The organism is Salinisphaera sp. C84B14, assembly GCF_040361435.1.
In the GTDB taxonomy this organism is placed as follows: domain Bacteria; phylum Pseudomonadota; class Gammaproteobacteria; order Nevskiales; family Salinisphaeraceae; genus Salinisphaera.
Genome location: NZ_APNL01000009.1, coordinates 86,278 through 104,917 on the forward strand (window position 1 = coordinate 86,278; position 18,640 = coordinate 104,917).

18 protein-coding genes are annotated in these 18,640 nt (G+C 62.9%); 1 reads left to right on the plus strand and 17 read right to left on the minus strand.

Annotated features, from left to right (window positions below; all coding sequences use genetic code 11):
- Positions 1–132: 132 nt before the first annotated feature.
- From C84B14_RS09700 to rsmG, 13 genes are all read right to left on the minus strand, one after another.
- Complete coding sequence (locus C84B14_RS09700; RefSeq protein WP_353223708.1) at positions 133–1,329, minus strand: hypothetical protein; 1,197 nt, start codon at positions 1,327–1,329, stop codon at positions 133–135.
- A 168-nt stretch (positions 1,330–1,497) separates the two neighbouring features.
- Positions 1,498–1,911: a F0F1 ATP synthase subunit epsilon gene (locus C84B14_RS09705; RefSeq protein WP_353223710.1), complete on the minus strand. Its 414-nt coding sequence runs from the start codon at positions 1,909–1,911 to the stop codon at positions 1,498–1,500.
- 71 nt (positions 1,912–1,982) lie between these two features.
- Entirely contained in the window at positions 1,983–3,374 is a 1,392-nt protein-coding gene (gene atpD / locus C84B14_RS09710; protein ID WP_348764785.1) for a F0F1 ATP synthase subunit beta, read from the minus strand.
- 68 nt (positions 3,375–3,442) lie between these two features.
- Positions 3,443–4,303: a F0F1 ATP synthase subunit gamma gene (gene atpG / locus C84B14_RS09715; RefSeq protein ID WP_353223712.1), complete on the minus strand. Its 861-nt coding sequence runs from the start codon at positions 4,301–4,303 to the stop codon at positions 3,443–3,445.
- A gap of 37 nt (positions 4,304–4,340) precedes the next feature.
- Positions 4,341–5,882: a F0F1 ATP synthase subunit alpha gene (gene atpA / locus C84B14_RS09720; protein ID WP_348764783.1), complete on the minus strand. Its 1,542-nt coding sequence runs from the start codon at positions 5,880–5,882 to the stop codon at positions 4,341–4,343.
- A 70-nt stretch (positions 5,883–5,952) separates the two neighbouring features.
- Complete coding sequence (locus C84B14_RS09725; protein ID WP_353223714.1) at positions 5,953–6,489, minus strand: F0F1 ATP synthase subunit delta; 537 nt, start codon at positions 6,487–6,489, stop codon at positions 5,953–5,955.
- Positions 6,490–6,491: 2 nt separating this feature from the next.
- Positions 6,492–6,965 (minus strand): F0F1 ATP synthase subunit B, encoded by a 474-nt coding sequence (locus C84B14_RS09730; RefSeq protein WP_353223716.1) that lies wholly within the window; start codon positions 6,963–6,965, stop codon positions 6,492–6,494.
- Positions 6,966–7,018: 53 nt separating this feature from the next.
- A complete protein-coding gene (gene atpE / locus C84B14_RS09735; RefSeq protein ID WP_293626704.1) occupies positions 7,019–7,297 on the minus strand; it encodes a F0F1 ATP synthase subunit C in 279 nt (92 codons plus the stop codon).
- A gap of 50 nt (positions 7,298–7,347) precedes the next feature.
- Positions 7,348–8,190 carry a F0F1 ATP synthase subunit A gene (atpB, locus tag C84B14_RS09740; protein ID WP_348764780.1) on the minus strand — a complete coding sequence of 281 codons (843 nt, stop codon included), beginning with the start codon at positions 8,188–8,190 and terminating at the stop codon, positions 7,348–7,350.
- A 52-nt stretch (positions 8,191–8,242) separates the two neighbouring features.
- On the minus strand, positions 8,243–8,593 hold the full coding sequence (locus C84B14_RS09745; protein ID WP_348764779.1) for an ATP synthase subunit I: 351 nt from the start codon (positions 8,591–8,593) through the stop codon (positions 8,243–8,245).
- A gap of 181 nt (positions 8,594–8,774) precedes the next feature.
- Positions 8,775–9,623, minus strand: a complete 849-nt coding sequence (locus C84B14_RS09750) for a ParB/RepB/Spo0J family partition protein (RefSeq protein ID WP_348764778.1) — start codon at positions 9,621–9,623, stop codon at positions 8,775–8,777.
- 27 nt (positions 9,624–9,650) lie between these two features.
- The gene (locus C84B14_RS09755) at positions 9,651–10,496 is read right to left on the minus strand and encodes a ParA family protein (RefSeq protein ID WP_353223720.1); all 846 of its coding nucleotides are present in this window, start codon (positions 10,494–10,496) and stop codon (positions 9,651–9,653) included.
- A gap of 138 nt (positions 10,497–10,634) precedes the next feature.
- Complete coding sequence (rsmG, locus tag C84B14_RS09760; RefSeq protein WP_353223722.1) at positions 10,635–11,282, minus strand: 16S rRNA (guanine(527)-N(7))-methyltransferase RsmG; 648 nt, start codon at positions 11,280–11,282, stop codon at positions 10,635–10,637.
- A gap of 149 nt (positions 11,283–11,431) precedes the next feature.
- Between rsmG and C84B14_RS09765 the strand changes: the two genes are divergently transcribed.
- Positions 11,432–12,919 (plus strand): acyl-CoA carboxylase subunit beta, encoded by a 1,488-nt coding sequence (locus C84B14_RS09765; protein ID WP_353223724.1) that lies wholly within the window; start codon positions 11,432–11,434, stop codon positions 12,917–12,919.
- Between the two features lie 337 nt (positions 12,920–13,256).
- On the opposite strand, the gene C84B14_RS09770 is transcribed toward C84B14_RS09765, so the two are convergent.
- The 4 genes from C84B14_RS09770 to prpC all read right to left on the minus strand — a co-directional run bounded on the left by C84B14_RS09770 (position 13,257) and on the right by prpC (position 18,638).
- Positions 13,257–14,954 carry a glutamine--tRNA ligase/YqeY domain fusion protein gene (locus C84B14_RS09770; RefSeq protein WP_353223726.1) on the minus strand — a complete coding sequence of 566 codons (1,698 nt, stop codon included), beginning with the start codon at positions 14,952–14,954 and terminating at the stop codon, positions 13,257–13,259.
- 275 nt (positions 14,955–15,229) lie between these two features.
- The gene (locus C84B14_RS09775; RefSeq protein WP_353223727.1) at positions 15,230–16,729 is read right to left on the minus strand and encodes a WS/DGAT/MGAT family O-acyltransferase; all 1,500 of its coding nucleotides are present in this window, start codon (positions 16,727–16,729) and stop codon (positions 15,230–15,232) included.
- A gap of 315 nt (positions 16,730–17,044) precedes the next feature.
- Positions 17,045–17,437: an MAPEG family protein gene (locus C84B14_RS09780; RefSeq protein WP_348764772.1), complete on the minus strand. Its 393-nt coding sequence runs from the start codon at positions 17,435–17,437 to the stop codon at positions 17,045–17,047.
- Between the two features lie 67 nt (positions 17,438–17,504).
- Complete coding sequence (gene prpC / locus C84B14_RS09785) at positions 17,505–18,638, minus strand: bifunctional 2-methylcitrate synthase/citrate synthase (protein WP_353223729.1); 1,134 nt, start codon at positions 18,636–18,638, stop codon at positions 17,505–17,507.
- Positions 18,639–18,640: the final 2 nt, after the last annotated feature.

Genomic DNA, 18,640 nt, shown 5'->3' on the forward strand with positions numbered 1-18,640 from the left:
TATCACTCCAGTGTGAGCCGGCCCACGCCGTCATGCTGCTACCGACCGCGAACCGTGCGGGCGAGTTCCCCCTCGTCCATACGTAATGATAACCGATCAAAACACAGGCCACGCGGGCGCGCGGTACGAGCCTCAGCGCCGACGCTGCCAGGGCAGGCGCAGCGTCTCTGCCATGTTGCGGATGCCGGGCATGATCGCGCCGGTGCTCTGAGTGAAATTGAGCGTCATTTGTACGTCGTCGCCCGCGTCCGCCGTGGGCGCCCATCCCGCCGACAGATAGTTCACGCTCAAATCGATCCGGTCGCTGAGCTGGGACAGCCCCAGGTTCAAGCCGGCACGGGCGCCGCCCACGCCCGGTTGATAGCGGCTGTCGCCGAGGGCGAATGTGGGCGACAGCTCTGCCTCTAGCCCACCGATATTCAGACCCCGCGTCGCCGACAGTCGCCACAGGCGACCGTCCACCGGCAGATTCAACGGCGCATCCATGCTCGCGTCATACCAGCCCAGGCTGCTGTTCATGCGCCAATCACGCCACTGTAGCGTTTGGGCGGCGATTTCCAGTGCCATTGGGCTGTTGCTCGCGGCCTGGGCGTCGGTGGGCGCGCCGAGTTCGGCACGGATCTGCCAGGGCCGGCCGATATCGGTGAGCCGGCTGTTGCGCGCCAGTAGAAAGGTTTGCGAGATAGCCGCATCGCTACGCAGCGGCGAGGGCTCGTGCAGGCGCACGTCATGGGACAGCTGCCAGTCGTTGCCGAGCGGCCGGCTTGCCTGCAGCCCAAAGCCGTTGTCGCCGGGCACCACCGAGCTTCCCAGGGCATCGAACTGTGCGTCGGCCTGAAAATAGCTCAGGGTCAGGTCGTTGGCGCCCAGCGACTGGGCAAGACCGATGCTTGCAGCGCGACCGCCCAGCACGTTGCCGTCGTTCATTGTATTGCTGACCTGCGCGACTTCGGTCGCCAGATCCGGCATATACCACCGACCGCCGAGATCAAGGCGGTGCTCTGCGCGTACCAGCGTCTGACCACCGCCAAAGGCCGCGCCCTCGCCCTCGGTACGAATCGCGGCCGCGCGCAGCGTCGACGCATCGCTCGCCCCGCCCTGCCACTGAAGACCACTGGTCAGATAGCGTTGCTGCGGTGTGCTCAGCGCATCGACGCCGAAGAAGGCCTCCGCGCGGCCGAGCCCTTTTCTGACTTCAGATAGATCGACTTCCCGCTCTTCCCCGTGAATCGTCCGATCGAAGGACGACGACATGAACGGAGAAATGGATTTCGTGGGCCCGGCAAGCGACGACGCGGGCCAGGCGAGTCCCAGGCTCACGGCGAGCACGACGGCGATTGGAATTGAATGGCCCTGAGACAGCATGCCGGGTGTTTATGCGAGTGTGGGTGTCGCAGTGCAACAACCTAGACGATCGCTGCCAATACGGCAAGTTAACCGTTCAATATCGCGCGATGGATGAACTAGAGACGACCTAAAGGACGGGGTCCGGGGGTGTTAGCGTCCGGCGCGAAGTTTTTTGACCATGGTCAGACGTGCCGCTGCTTCGGCCAGCTCGGCCTGCGCACGAGACACGTCCACGCGATCACCCGCCTGGGCCAGGTTCTCCTCAGCGCGCTGCTTGGCCTGTTCGGCCGCGGCCTCGTCGATATCGGCGGCGCGTTCGGCCGTGTCGGCCATTACGGTCACCAGATGCGGCTGCACTTCCAGAATGCCGCCGGAAACGAAGAACTGCAGTTCCTCCTGGCCTTCCTGCTGAATACGCACCTGGCCGGGGCGCATACGGGTGAGCAGCGGCGCATGGCGCGGGGCAATACCCACGTCGCCTTCTTCCGCGGCCACGACCACCATGGTCGCCGACCCCGAGTAGATCTGGCCTTCGGCACTGACGAGATCAACGTGTAGTTTCATATCGCTGCTCTAGGGAAAGGAAAAGACCGGCGCTCTATGGGCGCCGGTCACGCCTTGAACTCGGGCGCCGTTCAGGCCGCCTTCTTGGCCATGTCTTCGCCCTTCTTCACGGCCTCGTCGATGGTACCGACCATGTAGAAGGCCTGCTCGGGCAAGTGATCGTACTCGCCGTCCACGATGCCGCGGAAGCCGCGAATGGTTTCGGACAGCGGCACGTACTTGCCGGGCGAACCCGTGAATACTTCGGCCACGAAGAACGGCTGTGACAGGAAGCGCTCGATCTTACGCGCGCGGGCAACCGAGAGCTTGTCTTCCTCGGAGAGCTCGTCCATGCCCAGAATCGCGATGATGTCCTTGAGCTCACGATAGCGCTGCAGGGTCTGCTGCACGTCGCGGGCGGTCTGGTAGTGATCGTTGCCGATCACGTTCGGGTCCAGCTGACGCGAGGTGGAATCCAGCGGATCCACCGCCGGATAGATACCGCGCTCGGCAATGCCACGGGCAAGCACTACGGTGGCGTCCAGATGGGCAAAGGTCGTGGCAGGCGACGGGTCGGTCAAGTCGTCCGCCGGTACGTAAACGGCCTGCACCGACGTAATCGAGCCGGTCTTGGTGGAGGTAATACGCTCCTGGAGCAGACCCATTTCCTCGGCCAGCGTCGGCTGATAGCCCACCGCCGACGGCATACGGCCCAGCAGCGCGGATACTTCGGTGCCGGCCAGGGTGTAACGATAGATGTTGTCGATGAACAACAGCACGTCACGGCCTTCGTCACGGAAGAACTCGGCCATGGTCAGGCCGGTCAGCGCCACGCGCAGACGGTTACCCGGCGGCTCATTCATCTGGCCGTAGACCAGGGCCACCTTGTCGATGACGTTCGACTCCTTCATTTCGTAGTAGAAGTCGTTGCCCTCACGGGTACGCTCGCCGACGCCGGCGAACACCGAGTAGCCCGAGTGCTCGGCCGCGATGTTACGGATGAGCTCCATCATGTTCACGGTCTTGCCGACGCCGGCACCGCCGAACAGGCCGACCTTGCCGCCCTTTGCGAAGGGACAGAGCAGATCGATGACCTTGATGCCGGTTTCGAGCAGCTCCTGGCTGCCGGCCTGGTCTTCGAACGTCGGCGGCGCACGGTGGATCGGCGCGCTTTCGTCGGCGCCGATGTCGCCGCCGTTGTCGATGGGATGGCCGAGCACGTTCATGATGCGGCCGAGCGTCTTCTGCCCCACCGGCACGGAAATCGGCGCACCGGTGTTTTCCACCTGCCCACCGCGGGTCAGACCTTCGGTCACGCCCATGGCAATACAGCGTACGACGCCATCGCCAATCTGCTGCTCGACCTCGAGCACCAGGTCGGCCTCCTTGAGGATCAGCGCATCGTGGATGCTGGGCAACGATTCGCGATCGAATTCCACGTCTACCACGGGGCCGATGATCTGAACGATAGTACCGCTACTCATATCCGATTCCTCACCTGGGCAGCGTGAATCGCTGCCGATCTGTGTCTAGGGTTTGGCTTGTTAGGCTCTTACGATACCGCGGCCGCGCCGGCCACGATCTCCGACAGCTCCTGCGTAATCGCCGCCTGGCGCTGCTTGTTGTACTCGAGTTGCAGGTCGTCGATGATGTCGCCCGCGTTATCCGACGCGGATTTCATGGCAACCATGCGCGCAGCCATCTCGCAGGCCACGTTTTCTACCACGCCCTGGTAAACCTGGGCCTCGACGTAGCGCACCAGAATCGATTCCAGCAGTTCCGGCGGCTCCGGCTCGTAGATGTAATCCCAGTGGTCGGGCAGCTCGTCGTCTTCGTCCTCGGGCACCGGCAGCAGCTGCTGGATATCCGGACGCTGCGTCATCGTATTGACGAACTCGTTGCCCATCAGGAAAAGACGATCGATATTGCCTTCACGATAGTCATCGAGCATGACCTTGATCGTGCCGATCAGGTCCTCGAGGTGCGGGCTATCGCCAAGGTCGGTGACCTCGGCCTTGATGTCCTTGATGCGGCGAAAGAAGCTCGCTGCCTTGCGGCCCACCACCACGACATCGACCGGGACGTTCTTTTTATCCCACTCGCGCAGCTCGGCGAGCACCTTGCGGAACAGGTTGATGTTCAAACCGCCGCACAGGCCGCGATCGGTCGACACGACGATCATGCCGACGCGATTGACCTCGCGCTCCACCATGAACGGATGCTTGAAGTCGGGATTCGCCTGCGCCAGATGGCCGATCGTGCGCCGAATCTTCTGGGCATAGGGCCGCGAAGCTTCCACGCGCTCCTGGGCCTTGCGCATCTTCGACGCGGCGACCATTTCCATGGCCTTGGTGATCTTCTGCGTATTTTCTACGCTCTTGATCTTGCTTTTGACTTCCTTGCCGCCGGCCATCAGTTGACTCCGTTGGTGGACTCAGGAACGCGCGGTGTTACCACGTATGCGTTTCCTTGAATTCCTTCAGCGCGCTGTGCAGCCCGGACTTGATTTCGTCGCTGTAGTCGCCGGTGTCGTTGATCTTGTCCACCAGCTCCTTCTGCTCGCTTTCCATGTACTGATGCAGCGCGGCTTCGAAATCGGTGACCTTGTCAGCGTCGACGTCGTCCAGATAGCCCTCTTCCGCCGCGAACAGCGAAGATGCGGTCAGCGCAACCGATAGCGGGTTGTACTGCTTCTGGATCATCAGCTTGGTGACACGCTCACCGTGCTCCAGCTGCTTGCGCGTCGCGTCGTCGAGGTCCGAGGCGAACTGCGCGAAGGCCGCGAGTTCGCGGTACTGCGCCAGCGCCAGGCGGATACCGCCACCGAGCTTCTTGATGATCTTGGTCTGGGCCGAACCACCCACACGCGACACCGACAGGCCGGCATTCACCGCCGGACGCGTGCCGGAGTTGAACATATCCGTTTCCAGATAGATCTGGCCGTCGGTGATCGAGATCACGTTGGTCGGCACGAACGCGGACACGTCGCCGGCCTGGGTTTCGATGATCGGCAGCGCGGTCAGCGAACCGGTCTGGCCCTTGACCTTGCCGCCGGTCAGCTCTTCCACGTAATCGGCGTTGATACGCGAAGCGCGTTCCAGCAACCGTGAATGCAGATAGAACACGTCACCCGGATAGGCTTCACGCCCCGGCGGACGACGCAGCAGCAGCGAGATCTGGCGATAGGCGACGGCCTGCTTGGACAGATCGTCGTACACGATCAGCGCGTCTTCGCCCTTGTCGCGGAAGAACTCGCCCATCGAGCAGCCGGCATAGGGCGCGATGTACTGCAGCGCCGGCGAAATCGCGGCGCCGGCCGCGACCACGATGGTGTGATCCATCGCGCCTTCCTGCTCGAGCTTGCGCACGACGTTGGCGATCGAGCTGTTCTTCTGCCCGATGGCCACGTAGATGCACTTAATGCCCGTGTTCTTCTGATTGATGATGGCGTCGATCGCGATCGCGGTCTTGCCGATCTGGCGGTCGCCAATGATCAGCTCACGCTGGCCGCGGCCGATCGGGATCATTGCGTCGATCGACTTGAGGCCGGTCTGGACCGGCTCGTCGACGGACTGACGCTCGATCACGCCCGGGGCGACTTTCTCGATCGGCGACGTCTGGGTGGTGCCCAGCTCGCCCTTGCCGTCGATCGGGTTGCCCAGCGGGTCGACCACGCGCCCGAGCAGCTCGTCGCCCACCGGCACTTCGAGGATTCGACCGGTCGTCTTGACTTCGCAGCCTTCGGAGATATGGGTGTACTCACCCATAAGCACCGCGCCCACCGAATCCCGCTCGAGGTTGAGCGCGATACCGTAGGTGCCGCCGGGGAATTCGAGCATCTCGCCCTGCATCGCATCGGCCAGGCCGTGAATTTTTGCGATGCCGTCGGCCAGGCTCACCAGCGTGCCGACATTGCGGGACTCGGTCACGGAATCGAAGTTTTCGATCCGTTTCTTGATCAGGTCTGAAATTTCCGACGGATTGAGTTGCATTGACCTTATTCCTCTGTATCCATGTCGCTGCGGCGAGCTGCCGCCAGCGGATGATCGCTTGTGGGCCGGACTATTGCGCGAGCGACTGGCGCATGCGCTCAAGCTGTGCGCGCAACGAACCGTCGATCACCAGATCGCCAGCGCGGATAATCGCGCCGCCGATCACGTCTTCATCCTGTTCGAACGTCAGCGAAACGTTGCGGGCAAGCCGCTTTTCCAGCGACTTGACCAGCGCCGCACGCTGCTCTTCGGAGAACTCGACGGCCGAGGTGACACTGACGTCCACCCGGTTCTCGGCCTCGGCCTTGCGCTGCTCGTAGAGTGACGCAATCACCGGCGCGAGGCCCAGCCGCCCGTTGTCGACGAGCAGCCGAACGAAGTTCCAACTGGCTTCATCCATATCGTCTCCGCCGATCTCGACAACCAGCTCGACCAGTCGACTATCGCTGATCTCGGGGTTGTCCAGAAGCAACGCCACGTCCGGGTTGGACACGATGGCCGAAAGCGCTTCGAGCGCCCGCGACCACTCGCCCAGCCGGCCGTTGGATTCGGCGAGCTCGAACACGGCCTCGGCATAGGGCCGTGCCAGTGTTTGCGTCTCTGCCATGGCTAACGAATCTCCGCGACGAGGTCGTCGATGATGTCATTGTGCGCCTTGGCGTCGATCTCGCGCTTGAGAATGCGCTCGGCGCCCACGACGGCCAGTGCGCCGACCTCGCGGCGTAGATCTTCCTTCGCGGAGACTACGGCCTGGTCGACTTCCTCACGCGCCGCGGTCACGATGCGCTCGCCTTCGGCACGCGCATCTTCACGGGCACGCTCGAGTGTGTCGTCGGCCTGGCGCTGCGCATTGGTCAGGATTTCCTGCGCCTGCGTACGCGCCTTGGCGACCATATCCTCGGCCTTGGCCGTGGCCTCGTTCAGCTCACGAACGCCGCGCTCGGCGGCCGCGAGACCTTCGCTGATCCGCTTCTGACGATCACGCATGGCCTGCATGATCGGCGGCCATACGAACTTCATGGTGAACCAGACGAAGACCGCGAAGACGATCATCTGGGCCAGCAGTGTGGCATTGATGCTCATGGGTTATCCCTGGCTTGCGTAACTCGAGTTAAGCGACGTGGCGAACCCGGTGTTTAGCCGCCTGCGGACTGTACGGCCGCCACGAACGGGTTGGCGAACATCAAGAACAGGGCGATACCCACGCCGATCATCGACACGGCGTCAAGCAGGCCGGCGATAAGAAACATACGGCCGGTCAGCATCGGGGCCATTTCCGGCTGGCGGGCCAGACCTTCGAGGAATTTGCCGCCGAGCAGGGCGAAACCGAGTGCGGTGCCGATGGCACCAAGGCCGATGAGGATCGCGACCGCGATCACGGTCATGCCCTGAACGTCTGCAATGGCTTGTTCCATTTTCTACTCTCCAGTTTACGAGTCAGTCAGTGGTTGGTGGTGTCGATCGATCAGTGGTCGTCCTGAACCATGCTCAGATAAACAATGGTCAGCATGCCGAAGATATACGCCTGCAGCGTGATCACGAGAATATGAAAAATTGCCCAGCCCAGGCCAAGCAGGATCTGCAGGATAAACATGGGAACGGCCAGCAGACTCGCCCCGGCGCCCAGCGTGAACACGGCGATCAGAATAAAGATCAGCTCGCCCGCGTAAAGGTTGCCGAACAGACGCAGCGACAGCGAAACGGGCTTGGCCACGGTTTCAACCACGAACAACACGAAGTTGAACGGCGCCAGCCACTTGCCGAACGGATGCGTCAGGGTTTCCTTGAGAAAACCCATGCCGCCCTTGGCCTTGATGCCGTAGACGATCATCAGCAGGAACACCGACAACGACAGACCGAAGGTGATGTTCAGATCGGTCGTGGGCACGACCTTGAGATAATCGATGCCCGCCGCATGGGCGGCTGCGGGCAGCGCATCGACCGGAATCAGGTCCATGAAGTTCATCAGGAACACCCACACGAAGATCGTCATCGCCAGCGGCGCGATCAGCGTGGAGTTGCCGTGATAAATGTCACGCACCTGCGTGTCGGTAAAGTCGTGGACCATTTCCACGAACGTCTGCAGCTTGCCCGGCTCGCTGGCCGTGACCTTCTTGGCGACCATGCGAAAGACGGCCAGGAAAAACACACCGAGCACAACAGAAAAGAACAGACTGTCGAGATTCAGCACCCAGAAGCCACTGATGTTGCCGCCGACTTCCATGGTGGACAGGTCGAGCTGCAGATTCGACAGATGGTGCTGGATGTACTGGTTAGCGGTGTTACCGCCTTCTTCGGCGCTGGCCATATGGAGTTGTCCTCGTTCAAGCCGTCGTCGAACTGCCCACCTTCGGCGGCAGCTAGCGCGTCAAAACTAAGGCGAGCCAGTAACAAGCTTGGCAAGCCACGTATGTCGCCAGCAGCGATAAAAACTGCTGACCAAATAAAAGGGCTGCCGTCACGAACAGCCCCACAGTCAATCCTAATTTTCCCAGCTCACCCCAATAAAAGGCGCGAGCCATGGCCGGTGCGTCCACCTGCCTGCGGCGCGGCAGCAACCACAGCGCCATCCACAGGCCCGGCAAAACAGCCACGACCACACCAAACAGCGCGGCCTTGGCCGACGCCGGCCCCGTCGCGGCGCCAAACATGGCAGCCACCAACAGGCCCATTGTGAGTTGCGTGCCCAACACCACCCAAGCAAGGCGCATGTTGCGCGGACGTGGTCGGGATATCACTTGAGAACCCCCCACCGCGGCCCCGGACGGACACGCGAATCACTCGCGGCGCGCCCAACGCTCGGCGGACTATAGACAAAGCGAAATGGAAGGTCAATCGCGCCGAAAACGCCTGTTATTTACAACAAAATGCGATCAGCACGCAGTGCAACCGCTACTTCAGACGATCGAGCAGATTATCGAGCTCGCCCGCATTGGGATAGTCGATCACCACCCGGGCACGCCCGCCGCGTTGCGAGCGCACGGTGACTTTCGCCCCCAGCGTTTCGCCCAGCTCGTGCTCGAAGCGCACCAGTCGATTGCTTTGCCGCGGCGCGCTTTCGGCGCCTTTCTCTGCCATGGCTGAGGCCACCAGGGCTTCGGTCTGGCGCACGGTCAGCTGGCGTGCTGCCACCCGCGCGGCGAGATCGGCCTGCAGGGCGCTCGGCGCGCCCAGCAAGGCCCGTGCATGGCCCATCTGGATATCGCCGGCGCGCAGCAGCGCCTGGGCTTCGGGCACCAGCTCGGCCAGCCGCAGCAGGTTGGACACGCTTGCCCTGGAGCGCCCGACGGCCTCGGCACAGGCGGCATGGGTCATGCCGCATTCCTCGATCAGCCGGCGCAGCGCGGCGGCTTCCTCGAGCGGGTTGAGGTCTTCGCGCTGGATGTTTTCGATAAGCGCGACGGCCATGGCAGCCTCGTCGGCCATGGGGCGCACCACCGCCGGCACGGTGGCAAGCCCCGCCAGACGCGCCGCTCGCCAGCGCCGCTCGCCGGCAACGATCTCGTAGCCGCCGTCGGCGTCGCGCACCACCAGCGGCTGCACCACGCCCTGTGTCCGTATCGACTGCGCCAGGGCTTCCAGCGCCTCCGCGTCCATGTCGCGACGGGGCTGATAGCGCCCGGGGCGCAGGGCATCGAGCTCGAGCTCAACGAGTTCGCTGCCGGTTTCCGGCGTGTCGTCGAAATCGTTGGAAAGCAGCGATTCGAGACCGCGCCCCAGTCCGCGTTTTTTCTGTGCCATAGCCCGATCTTGTTTGAGTGATGCGCTTTAGCCGGCGTTGCGCCGACGCCGACCGAACAACGACGACACCGCTCGGCGCGCGCCCTTGCGCGGCGCGTCGATGACTTCGCTGTCGTCGCGTCCGAGAATTTCGGCAGCCAGCTGGCGATAGGCGGTCGCGCCCGATGCCGCGCTATCGTACTGCATGATCGGCACCCCGTGGCTGGGCGCTTCGGCCAGGCGCACGTTGCGCGGAATACAGGTTTCGTAAACGGCGCTGCCGAAATAATCGATCAGCTGGGCCGAGACGTCCCCGGTCAAGCGGTTGCGCGGGTCGTGCATGGTGCGCAGTACGCCTTCGATGATGAGCTCGGGGTTCATCATCTTGCGCACGCTCTCGATGGTTTCGAGCAGGTCGGACAGGCCTTCCAGCGCGTAATACTCGCACTGCATGGGAATGATGACCCCACGCGCGGCCGCCAGCGCGTTGACGGTGAGCATGGAAAGCGCCGGCGGACAGTCGATGATCACATAGTCGAAACTGTCGGAAATTTCGGCCAGCGCCTGCTTGAGCGCAAGGCGGCCGTTCTTGCGATCGCGCAGGCCGACCTCGGCCGCGGTCATGTCGCCGTTGGCGCCCAGCAGGAAGAACTGGCCGTCGAGCACCACCTGCAGCGCTTCGGACACGCCCTTGTCGCCCAGCAGAAAATCACAGACGGTGGCCTCGAGCGCGTTCTTGTCCACGCCCACGCCCATGGTGGCGTTGCCTTGGGCATCTATATCCACAAGCAGCACGCGCTGCTCGGCCTCGGCCAGCGCAGCCGCGAGATTGATGCTAGTCGTCGTCTTGCCGACGCCGCCTTTCTGGTTGGCAATGGCGATGATGTTGCTCATGGCCGCTCAGTCTAATGGACTCGTGAAGCGCATGTTATGCGCAAGCCGGTTCCAGCGCATGACCTGCGGCCCGACCACACCGTTTCGCGCTGCGGAGCGGGCCGGCGTGATCGAACGTTGGACACGCTCGCCGGGCGTTCAGATCAGCCCCGGCTCCAGAATGGCCAGATGGCGATCCGCCTCGAGGCCGGGCACGCGCAGGGCCACCGTATCCACATGCCGGAAATCCAGCGGCAAGTCGGCCAGCTCTTCGGCCGGATCGCGGCCTTTCATCAACAGAAATCGCCCGCCCGGCGCAACCAGATGACCCGCCAGCCGCGCACACTCGCCGGCAGCGGCAAACGCCCGGCAAATGACGGTATCGAATTTGTCGTCGGTTTCCACCGCTTCGACCCGCTCCTGTACCACGATCACGTTATCCAGCTCGAGACGCCGGCGCACGTGGCGCAAAAACGCGGCCTTCTTGCGGTTGGATTCGACCAGGGTGATGGTCATGCGTGGCCGGGTGATCGCAATGACCAGCCCCGGCAGCCCCGGGCCGCTGCCGATATCGGCCACCGACGCGCCGGAAACGAAATCCAGCACCGCCAGGCTGTCGAGCAGATGCCGCGTGACCATCGCCAGCGGATCGCGCACCGCGGTGAGATTATAGGTCGCGTTCCATGTCGACAGCTCACGCAGATACGCAATCAGCTGCGCCTGCGGCGAGCGCCCCACGTCCACGCCGATGTCCTTGATCCCGTCCGCCAGACGCTGTTCGCAGGCGGCCCAATCCGTCATCGCCATGCTTGCCCCATCGTGGTCCTCCCCAATTCAGCCGTTCAGGATAGCGATTTTAGCCGTCCAATTCGTTATCGCGACCGTGTCGCAGGTGCCAAAGACCTGTTTTAGGCTTCATGCTGCCGGATCGCCCCTCGTTTCAGCCAAGATCGTTCATGACCGATTTCCATACCACTACGCACGATAGCGCCCGCCCCGAGGCGGTGGCCAAGCGCCGTGCGCTGGGCAAACGCACCGCCCGCGAAAATATTGCCGACCTGTGCGACGACAACAGCTTTATCGAATATGGCGCGCTGGCCATCGCAGCCCAGCGCAGCCGGCGCGCGCTAGACGAGCTCAAGCGCGAGACGCCGGCCGACGGGCTGATCAGCGGCGTTGGCCGCGTTAACGGCGATATTTTCGACGGCGCGCACGCACGCTGCGTGGTAATGAGCTACGACTACACCGTGCTCGCCGGCACCCAGGGCTATCAGAACCATCGCAAGACCGACCGCATGGTCGATATTGCGCGCCGCGAACGCCTGCCGCTGGTTTTCTTCACCGAAGGCGGCGGTGGCCGCCCCGGCGATACCGACGCCGCGCTGGTGGTCAACTCGGGGCTGGAAGTCACCAGCTTCTACAGCTTCGCCCGGCTGAGCGGCGAGGTCCCCCTGATTGGCATCAATGCCGGGCGCTGCTTTGCCGGCAACGCCGCCTTTTTCGGCTGCTGCGATATCACCATCGCAACCCGCGACGCCAATCTCGGCATGGCCGGCCCGGCCATGATCGCAGGCGGTGGCCTGGGCGAATACGCGCCCGAGGATATCGGCCCGGCCGAGCAGCAGGCCGCGATCGGGGTCGTCGATATCGTGGTCGCCGACGAAGTCGAGGCCGTGGCCACGGCCAAGCGCTGCCTGGCGTATTTTCAGGGCGCGATCGCCGACTTTGCGGCACCGGACAGCGCCCGGCTTGCCGAGCTCATGCCCGCCAACCGGCGCATGACCTACGACGTGCGCCGCATCGTCGCCGCACTCGCCGATATCGACTCGATGACCGAACTGGGTGCAGCCCATGCCCCCAACCTCGTAACCGCCTTCATCCGCATCGAGGGCAGACCCCTGGGCGTCATCGCCAACAACCCGCGCAGCCTGGCCGGCGCGATCGACAGCGCGGCAGCACGCAAGGCCGCCGATTTCATGCGCCTGTGCGACACCCACGGCATTGCGCTGCTCACGCTCTGCGATACGCCGGGCATCATGGTCGGCCCCGAGGCCGAGAAGACCGGCACGGTCGCGCACGCGTCGCAGCTGTTCATCGCCGGCGCCAAAGTGCAGGTGCCCTGGTATGGCATCGTGCTGCGCAAAGCCTACGGACTGGGCGCCCAGGCGATGCTCGGCGGCCACCTCAAGCGACCGAACTTCACCGTGGCCTGGCCGCAGGGTGAATTCGGGCCGATGGGCGTCGAAGGTGCGGTCACGCTCGGGTTTCGACGCGAGCTCGAAGCCATCGAAGACGAATCCGAGCGCGCCGCCCGCTATCAACAGCTTGTGGATTCGATGTATGAACAGGGCAAGGCCGAAAACGTGGCCAGCTATTTCGAAATCGACGATGTGATCGACCCGGCCGATTCGCGGCGCTGGTTGGCCGCGGCGCTCGACACCTAGCCACGGCTAGAATTCTGGCTCCGCGAACGAACGCGGATCAAGTCTCGGACCGGCTCTTGCGCCGGGGCAAGCCTGCGTTGCATTCACGTTCGTGTGTCGGGCTTTTTAAAGACAGCAATCGCAGATTTCGCAGATGGGTTATCAGCCGCTTAAAGCCCTGGTGGCGTTATGCGGCGATGGTGACAGATAGCCGCCCGAAGGGCTGGTTTGAATCAATCTGTGCAATCTGCGAAATCTGCGGTTCGCGTCAATGAACGAATCCCTGCACTCTAAGACTTGCCCGAATTCGCGTTTATCCGCGTTCGTTTGCACACTCGTTTCACGAAATCGAAGCCCGTTACCCGTCGTCGGCCTCGATCTTGGCCCAGGTATCGCGTAGCGGCACGATTCGGTTGAACACCGGCTTGCCCGGGGCATGATCGTGGCGATCGGCCACGAAATAGCCGATACGCTCGAACTGAACCCGGTATTCCGGCTCGACCGTGGCCAGATCGGGCTCGATCGTGCAGTTTTCGTATACCGTGAGCGAATCGGGGTTGAGGTCGTCGAGCATGTCGCGATCGCCGCGTCCCGGATGTTCGGCCGCGAACAGGCGGTCGTACTGGCGCACCGTGGCCTTCTTGCCGTGGCTCGCCGATACCCAGTGGATCACGCCCTTGGGCTTGATGCCGTCCGCCGGGTTGTCGCCGAGGGTGTCGGGGTCATAGGTGCAATGCACTGCCACGATCTCGCCGGCGTCGTTCTTGACCACATCGGTGGCTTCGATCACATAGGCATTGCGCAGGCGTACGCGCTTGCCGAGCACCAGGCGCTTGTATTTCTTGTTCGCCTCTTCGCGGAAATCCTCTTTCTCGATAAGGATTTCACGGGTGAACGGCAGGCTGCGCTCGCCCAGATCATCGCGGTTGGGATGGCCCGCGGCCGTGAGCTGTTCGACGCCGTCTTCCGGGTAGTTGGTGATCACGATCCTGAGCGGATCGAGCACGCACATGGCCCGCGGCGCATTGCTGTTCAGGTCGTCACGGATGGCGTGTTCGAGCATGGCGGCATCGACCACGCCGTCGCTGCGCGCCACGCCGATCGTTTCGCAGAAGTTGCGAATCGAGGCCGGCGTATAGCCGCGCCGACGAATGCCCGCCAGGGTGGGCATGCGCGGATCGTCCCAGCCGTCGACCACCTGCTCGTCGATCAGGCGCTTGAGCTTGCGCTTGCTGGTGACGGTGTAGTTGAGGTTGAGACGGCCAAACTCGGTCTGCACCGGGCGGGCCGGCACCGGCAGATGTTCGATGAACCAGTCGTAGAGCGGGCGATGATCCTCGAATTCCAGGGTACAGATGGAATGGGTCACGCCTTCGATGGCGTCCGACTGGCCGTGGGCGAAATCGTAGGACGGATAGATACACCAGGCATCGCCGGTCTGGTGATGTGTCGCATGCCGGATGCGATAGATCACCGGGTCGCGCAGGTTCATGTTGCCCGCGGCCATATCGATCTTGGCGCGCAGCGAGGCCTGGCCTTCGCCGAATTCGCCGGCGCGCATCTTTTCGAAGGCGGCCAGGTTCTCTTCCGGCGTGCGATCGCGGTAGGGGCTGTTCGTGCCGGGCGTGTTCCAGTCGCCGCGGTATTCGCGTGCCTGCTCGGAGGTCAGCTCGTCGACATAGGCATCGCCGTTTTCGATCAGGTGCAGCGCGTATTCATAAAGCGTATCGAAATAATCCGAGGTGAAGCGGACATGGCCATCCCAGTCGAAGCCGAGCCAGTGCACGTCTTCCTGGATGGAATCGATGAAGGCCTGTTCCTCTTTTTCCGGATTGGTGTCGTCGAAACGCAGCCTGCAGCGCCCGCCGAAGTGTTCGGCCAGGCCGAAGTTCAGGCAGATCGATTTCGCGTGGCCAATATGCAGAAAACCGTTCGGCTCGGGCGGAAAGCGTGTCACCACCTCGCCCACGTGATCGCCGCGTTCGATCTGCTCGGCGATCATGTTGCGTACGAAATTGTTGCCGGATTTGGACGTCGACGCTGCGTTATCGCTCATAAATGCCACCCGCGCTCGTGCCCGCAAGCCGAACGAAATACAAAAAACTCAGGCCGGAATTATAACGGCTTGGGCCTTCACTTTCGGCGCTGCGACACTGCGCGCCCGTATTCGATACGCACTTGCCGGCCCCGACCCACGCCGCCGGAGGGTACACCCCTGGCCGTGCCCGCGACGCCGGCAATACGTCGTCGGCGACGGGGCCGGTGTATCCAGACCAAATAAAAGGCCGACCCCAAGGCCGGCCTTTTGTTTTGGTCAGAGCGTTGTTCGAATCAGCCGGTCGCGCTTTGCGTCGTCTTCTTGCGCCGCTTGGCGGTACTTTTTGACGGCGAAGACTTGTCATCGGCGACGACCTCATCCTGGGCGGGCGTATCCCGATCGCCGTAGGTTTCGCGCAGTTCGTCCAACGTTTCGCCAGCATAAACGGCCAGCCGCTGCATCGACGGCAGGGTTTCCCGGCAGCCGATAAAGCCAAAGCCCAGCGTATCGCCGTAGCCGTGCACGGTGATATTGAGCGCCTGACCATGGGTAACCAACGAGGTCGGATAGAACGCCTCCATCTGCGCACCGTGGATATAGAGCGGGCCTTCCGGGCCGGGCAGATTCGATACCGTGACGTTGAACACCGGCCGCGTGCGCCCGCCCATGCCGGTGACCAGCGACAGGACATAGGGCGCCATCAGCGCGACCGTGTACTGGGTGATGGCTGCCGCCGAGAGTTTGCTCAGCTCGTTTTTTGCCCGTCGCGTCGAAAGCGCGACCGCCTGTAGCCGTTCCGGCGTCGATTCGATATCGGTTGCCAGATTGGCCACGATGAAGGTCAACGCGTTGCCTGCATCCTGGTCGTCGGCCGGGCGTACCGAGACCGGAATGCCGGCGGTCAGCGGCTTGCTCGGCAGTTCGCCGATCTCGCGCAGGTAACGTCGCAGCGCGCCGCCGCAGATCGTGAGCACGATATCGTTGACGGTCACGCCGGCGTTGTGAGCCAGGCTGCGGCATTCGGCCAGCGAATAGAGCTGCGTGGCATAGCGCCGCTGCGACTGAATACGGCTGTTGAGCAGCGATGACGCCGACGAGAACGGCAGGCCGGCCGTGCCGGTTTCCGAACGCGCGCTCTTGAGCATGCTGCGCACCACGCGCGCAAAACCCGGCAAGGACCCCACCTGCTCGGCAGCACCGCCCATCAGCTCCGCTACAGCCCGATACATGCCCGGCCGTGTTTCGCTAGGCGAACGTTTGCGGCGTTTTTTCGGCGGCAGCGCCCAGAACGGCGGGCGCTCGGTATCGTTGGGGTCGTCGGCGAGCGCCTTGGCGAGCTGGCGCATGCCGGCCACTCCGTCGAGCAGCGAATGGTGCAGCTTGATATAGAGCGCGAAGCGATTGCCTTCGAGCCCTTCGATGAGATGCGCCTCCCACGGCGGGCGCCGGAAATCGAGCGGATGGCTGTGCAGACGTGATGCAAGCTCGCCCAGTTCGCGTTCACCACCGGGGGCCGGCAGGGCCGAATGCCGGAAGTGGTATTCCACGTCGATCTCGTCGAGCAGCTCCCACTCCGGCGCGACGGTACGCAGCGCGCCCGGGCGCAACCGGTGGTTCCAAGGCGAATAGGCCTGGGAGAACTGATGATAGTGCTCGACGATACGGCGCGGCAGGTCCTTGGGGGCACCGTCGGGAATCTGGAACGTGAGCAGGCCGCCGACCTGCATCGGCGCATTCTCGGTTTCCACATTGAGCCAGGCCATATCGACCAGGTTCAGGCGTTTGGTCTCCATCAACGTGTCTCCTGTTCGCACACGATTCCGGACATTGATCGGCCGGCACGATTTGTCACCCGCATCGGCCGGGCCATGCCACCGCGTTTTTTTGAAAATCGATATTTTTATTATGCCCAATCATCGTGAACGCGGCCGCGCAACGCAAGTCCTACGCCTGACGCTCACATGCGTACTTTGCGCTCTTTGCCGCGCGCGCGCACCTACCGCTAATTATTCCAGGCACGACAAGACGCGCCGTACCGCGCAGATACGGCGCCTGTCGTATGGCATGGCAGACGGTTCAAAGCCCGATCGGCCCGAAGCCGTCGTATATCAGCCGATAGCGGCCACGATGAACAGCGCCAGCACGCACAGCAGCCCGCCCGACCAGATCAGGCTGCGCAGGGTGGCCCGGTCGCTGATATAGCACCACCCATAGATCAAGCGCAGCACGATGAAAAGCACGGCGAAGAAGTTGATCGCGCCGATCGCGCCGCCCGAGATCACGGCAATAATCACCGCCGCCGCGAACGGCGGAAACGCCTCGAAGGAGTTCAGCTGTGCCCAGTAGGCGCGTTTCTGAGCGCCCTCGACCTGCTCGAGCCACTGCCGCGGGTAGCGGTTTTCTTCCAGACCCATCTTGTTGCGGCCCGCGAGCTTTGCGTACAGCACGAAGCCGAAGGGCATGAGCGCGGCAATAAGCACGCACCAGTAAGCCAGAATCATCACTATCTCCTTGCTTTGGTTATTGTCGACAGAGCTGACGGCCTACCGGCGCGCGCTTCCCATACGATTATGCGCCGCGCTGATCGATGGGACGGAAATCGCGTACTTCCGGGCCCACATATTCCGCGTTCGGACGGATCAGCCGGTTGTCGGCACGCTGTTCGAAGATATGCGCGCCCCAGCCGGTCAGACGCGAGATCACGAAGATCGGCGTAAACAGCTGCGTGGGGATGCCGAGGAAGTGGTACGCCGTCGCATGGTAGAAGTCGGCGTTCGGGAACATGCCCTTTTCGTCGAGCATGACCTGCTCGAGGCGTTCGGAGATCGCGTACAGGTTCTGCTTGTAGGGATCGTCGCCGGCGAGCTTTTTCGACCACTCCTTGATGATGCCGTTACGCGGATCGGCCTTTTTATAGACGCGATGGCCGAAGCCCATGATCTTTTCCTTGTTCTCCAGCATCTTCTTGAGGCCGGCTTCGGCGTCGTCCGGATCCTTGAAGGTCTGGATCAGCTCCATGGCCTTTTCGTTGGCACCGCCGTGCAGCGGGCCACGCAGCGCGCCGATCGCGCCGGTGACGGCCGAATAGAAATCCGACAGCGTCGCCGTGATTACACGCGCGGTGAAGGTGGAAGCATTGAACTCGTGCTCGGCATAGAGGATCAGCGACGTCGACATGCACTTGATCGCGTCCTCGCTGGGCTTCTCGCCGTGCAGCAGATGCAGGAAGTGGCCGCCGATCTTGTCGTCGTCGGTATCCACATCGATGCGCTTGCCCGATTCCACGAAGTGGTACCAGTACATCAGCATCGACGGAAAGCTCGCCAGCAGGCGATCGGCCACGTCGTTCTGCTGTTTGGCGGCGTCGTTTTCCTGTTCGATGGTGCCCAGCACCGAGGCACCCGTGCGCATGACGTCCATCGGGTGCGTGTCGCGCGGCAGCACTTCCAGCGCGGTTTTCACGCCGTCGGGCAGGCCGCGCATGCCGGCCAGACGCTTCTTGTAGGCGTCCAGCTGGCTCTGCGTGGGCAGCTCGCCGTAGAGCATCAGATAGGCGACTTCCTCGAATTCGGCCTTGGCGGCCAGGTCCTCGATCAGATAGCCGCGATAGGTCAGGCCCACGCCCTTCTTGCCGACGGTGCAGATAGCCGTCTTGCCGGCGGTGACACCGGCCAGACCGGCCGTGTTTTCAGTCTTGCTCATTA

Coding starts and splice junctions, on each gene's coding strand:
- C84B14_RS09780 (WP_348764772.1), bottom strand. CDS start 17,437: ATGATTCTGGCTTACTGGTGCGTGCTTATTGCCGCGCTCATGCCCTTC.
- atpD (WP_348764785.1), bottom strand. CDS start 3,374: ATGAGTAGCGGTACTATCGTTCAGATCATCGGCCCCGTGGTAGACGTG.
- prpC (WP_353223729.1), bottom strand. CDS start 18,638: ATGAGCAAGACTGAAAACACGGCCGGTCTGGCCGGTGTCACCGCCGGC.
- C84B14_RS09730 (WP_353223716.1), bottom strand. CDS start 6,965: ATGAGCATCAATGCCACACTGCTGGCCCAGATGATCGTCTTCGCGGTC.
- atpE (WP_293626704.1), bottom strand. CDS start 7,297: ATGGAACAAGCCATTGCAGACGTTCAGGGCATGACCGTGATCGCGGTC.
- atpB (WP_348764780.1), bottom strand. CDS start 8,190: ATGGCCAGCGCCGAAGAAGGCGGTAACACCGCTAACCAGTACATCCAG.
- C84B14_RS09765 (WP_353223724.1), top strand. CDS start 11,432: ATGACCGATTTCCATACCACTACGCACGATAGCGCCCGCCCCGAGGCG.
- atpA (WP_348764783.1), bottom strand. CDS start 5,882: ATGCAACTCAATCCGTCGGAAATTTCAGACCTGATCAAGAAACGGATC.
- C84B14_RS09750 (WP_348764778.1), bottom strand. CDS start 9,623: ATGGCACAGAAAAAACGCGGACTGGGGCGCGGTCTCGAATCGCTGCTT.
- rsmG (WP_353223722.1), bottom strand. CDS start 11,282: ATGGCGATGACGGATTGGGCCGCCTGCGAACAGCGTCTGGCGGACGGG.
- C84B14_RS09745 (WP_348764779.1), bottom strand. CDS start 8,593: ATGCGCCTTGCTTGGGTGGTGTTGGGCACGCAACTCACAATGGGCCTG.
- C84B14_RS09770 (WP_353223726.1), bottom strand. CDS start 14,954: ATGAGCGATAACGCAGCGTCGACGTCCAAATCCGGCAACAATTTCGTA.
- C84B14_RS09755 (WP_353223720.1), bottom strand. CDS start 10,496: ATGAGCAACATCATCGCCATTGCCAACCAGAAAGGCGGCGTCGGCAAG.
- atpG (WP_353223712.1), bottom strand. CDS start 4,303: ATGGCCGGCGGCAAGGAAGTCAAAAGCAAGATCAAGAGCGTAGAAAAT.
- C84B14_RS09705 (WP_353223710.1), bottom strand. CDS start 1,911: ATGAAACTACACGTTGATCTCGTCAGTGCCGAAGGCCAGATCTACTCG.
- C84B14_RS09775 (WP_353223727.1), bottom strand. CDS start 16,729: ATGGAGACCAAACGCCTGAACCTGGTCGATATGGCCTGGCTCAATGTG.
- C84B14_RS09725 (WP_353223714.1), bottom strand. CDS start 6,489: ATGGCAGAGACGCAAACACTGGCACGGCCCTATGCCGAGGCCGTGTTC.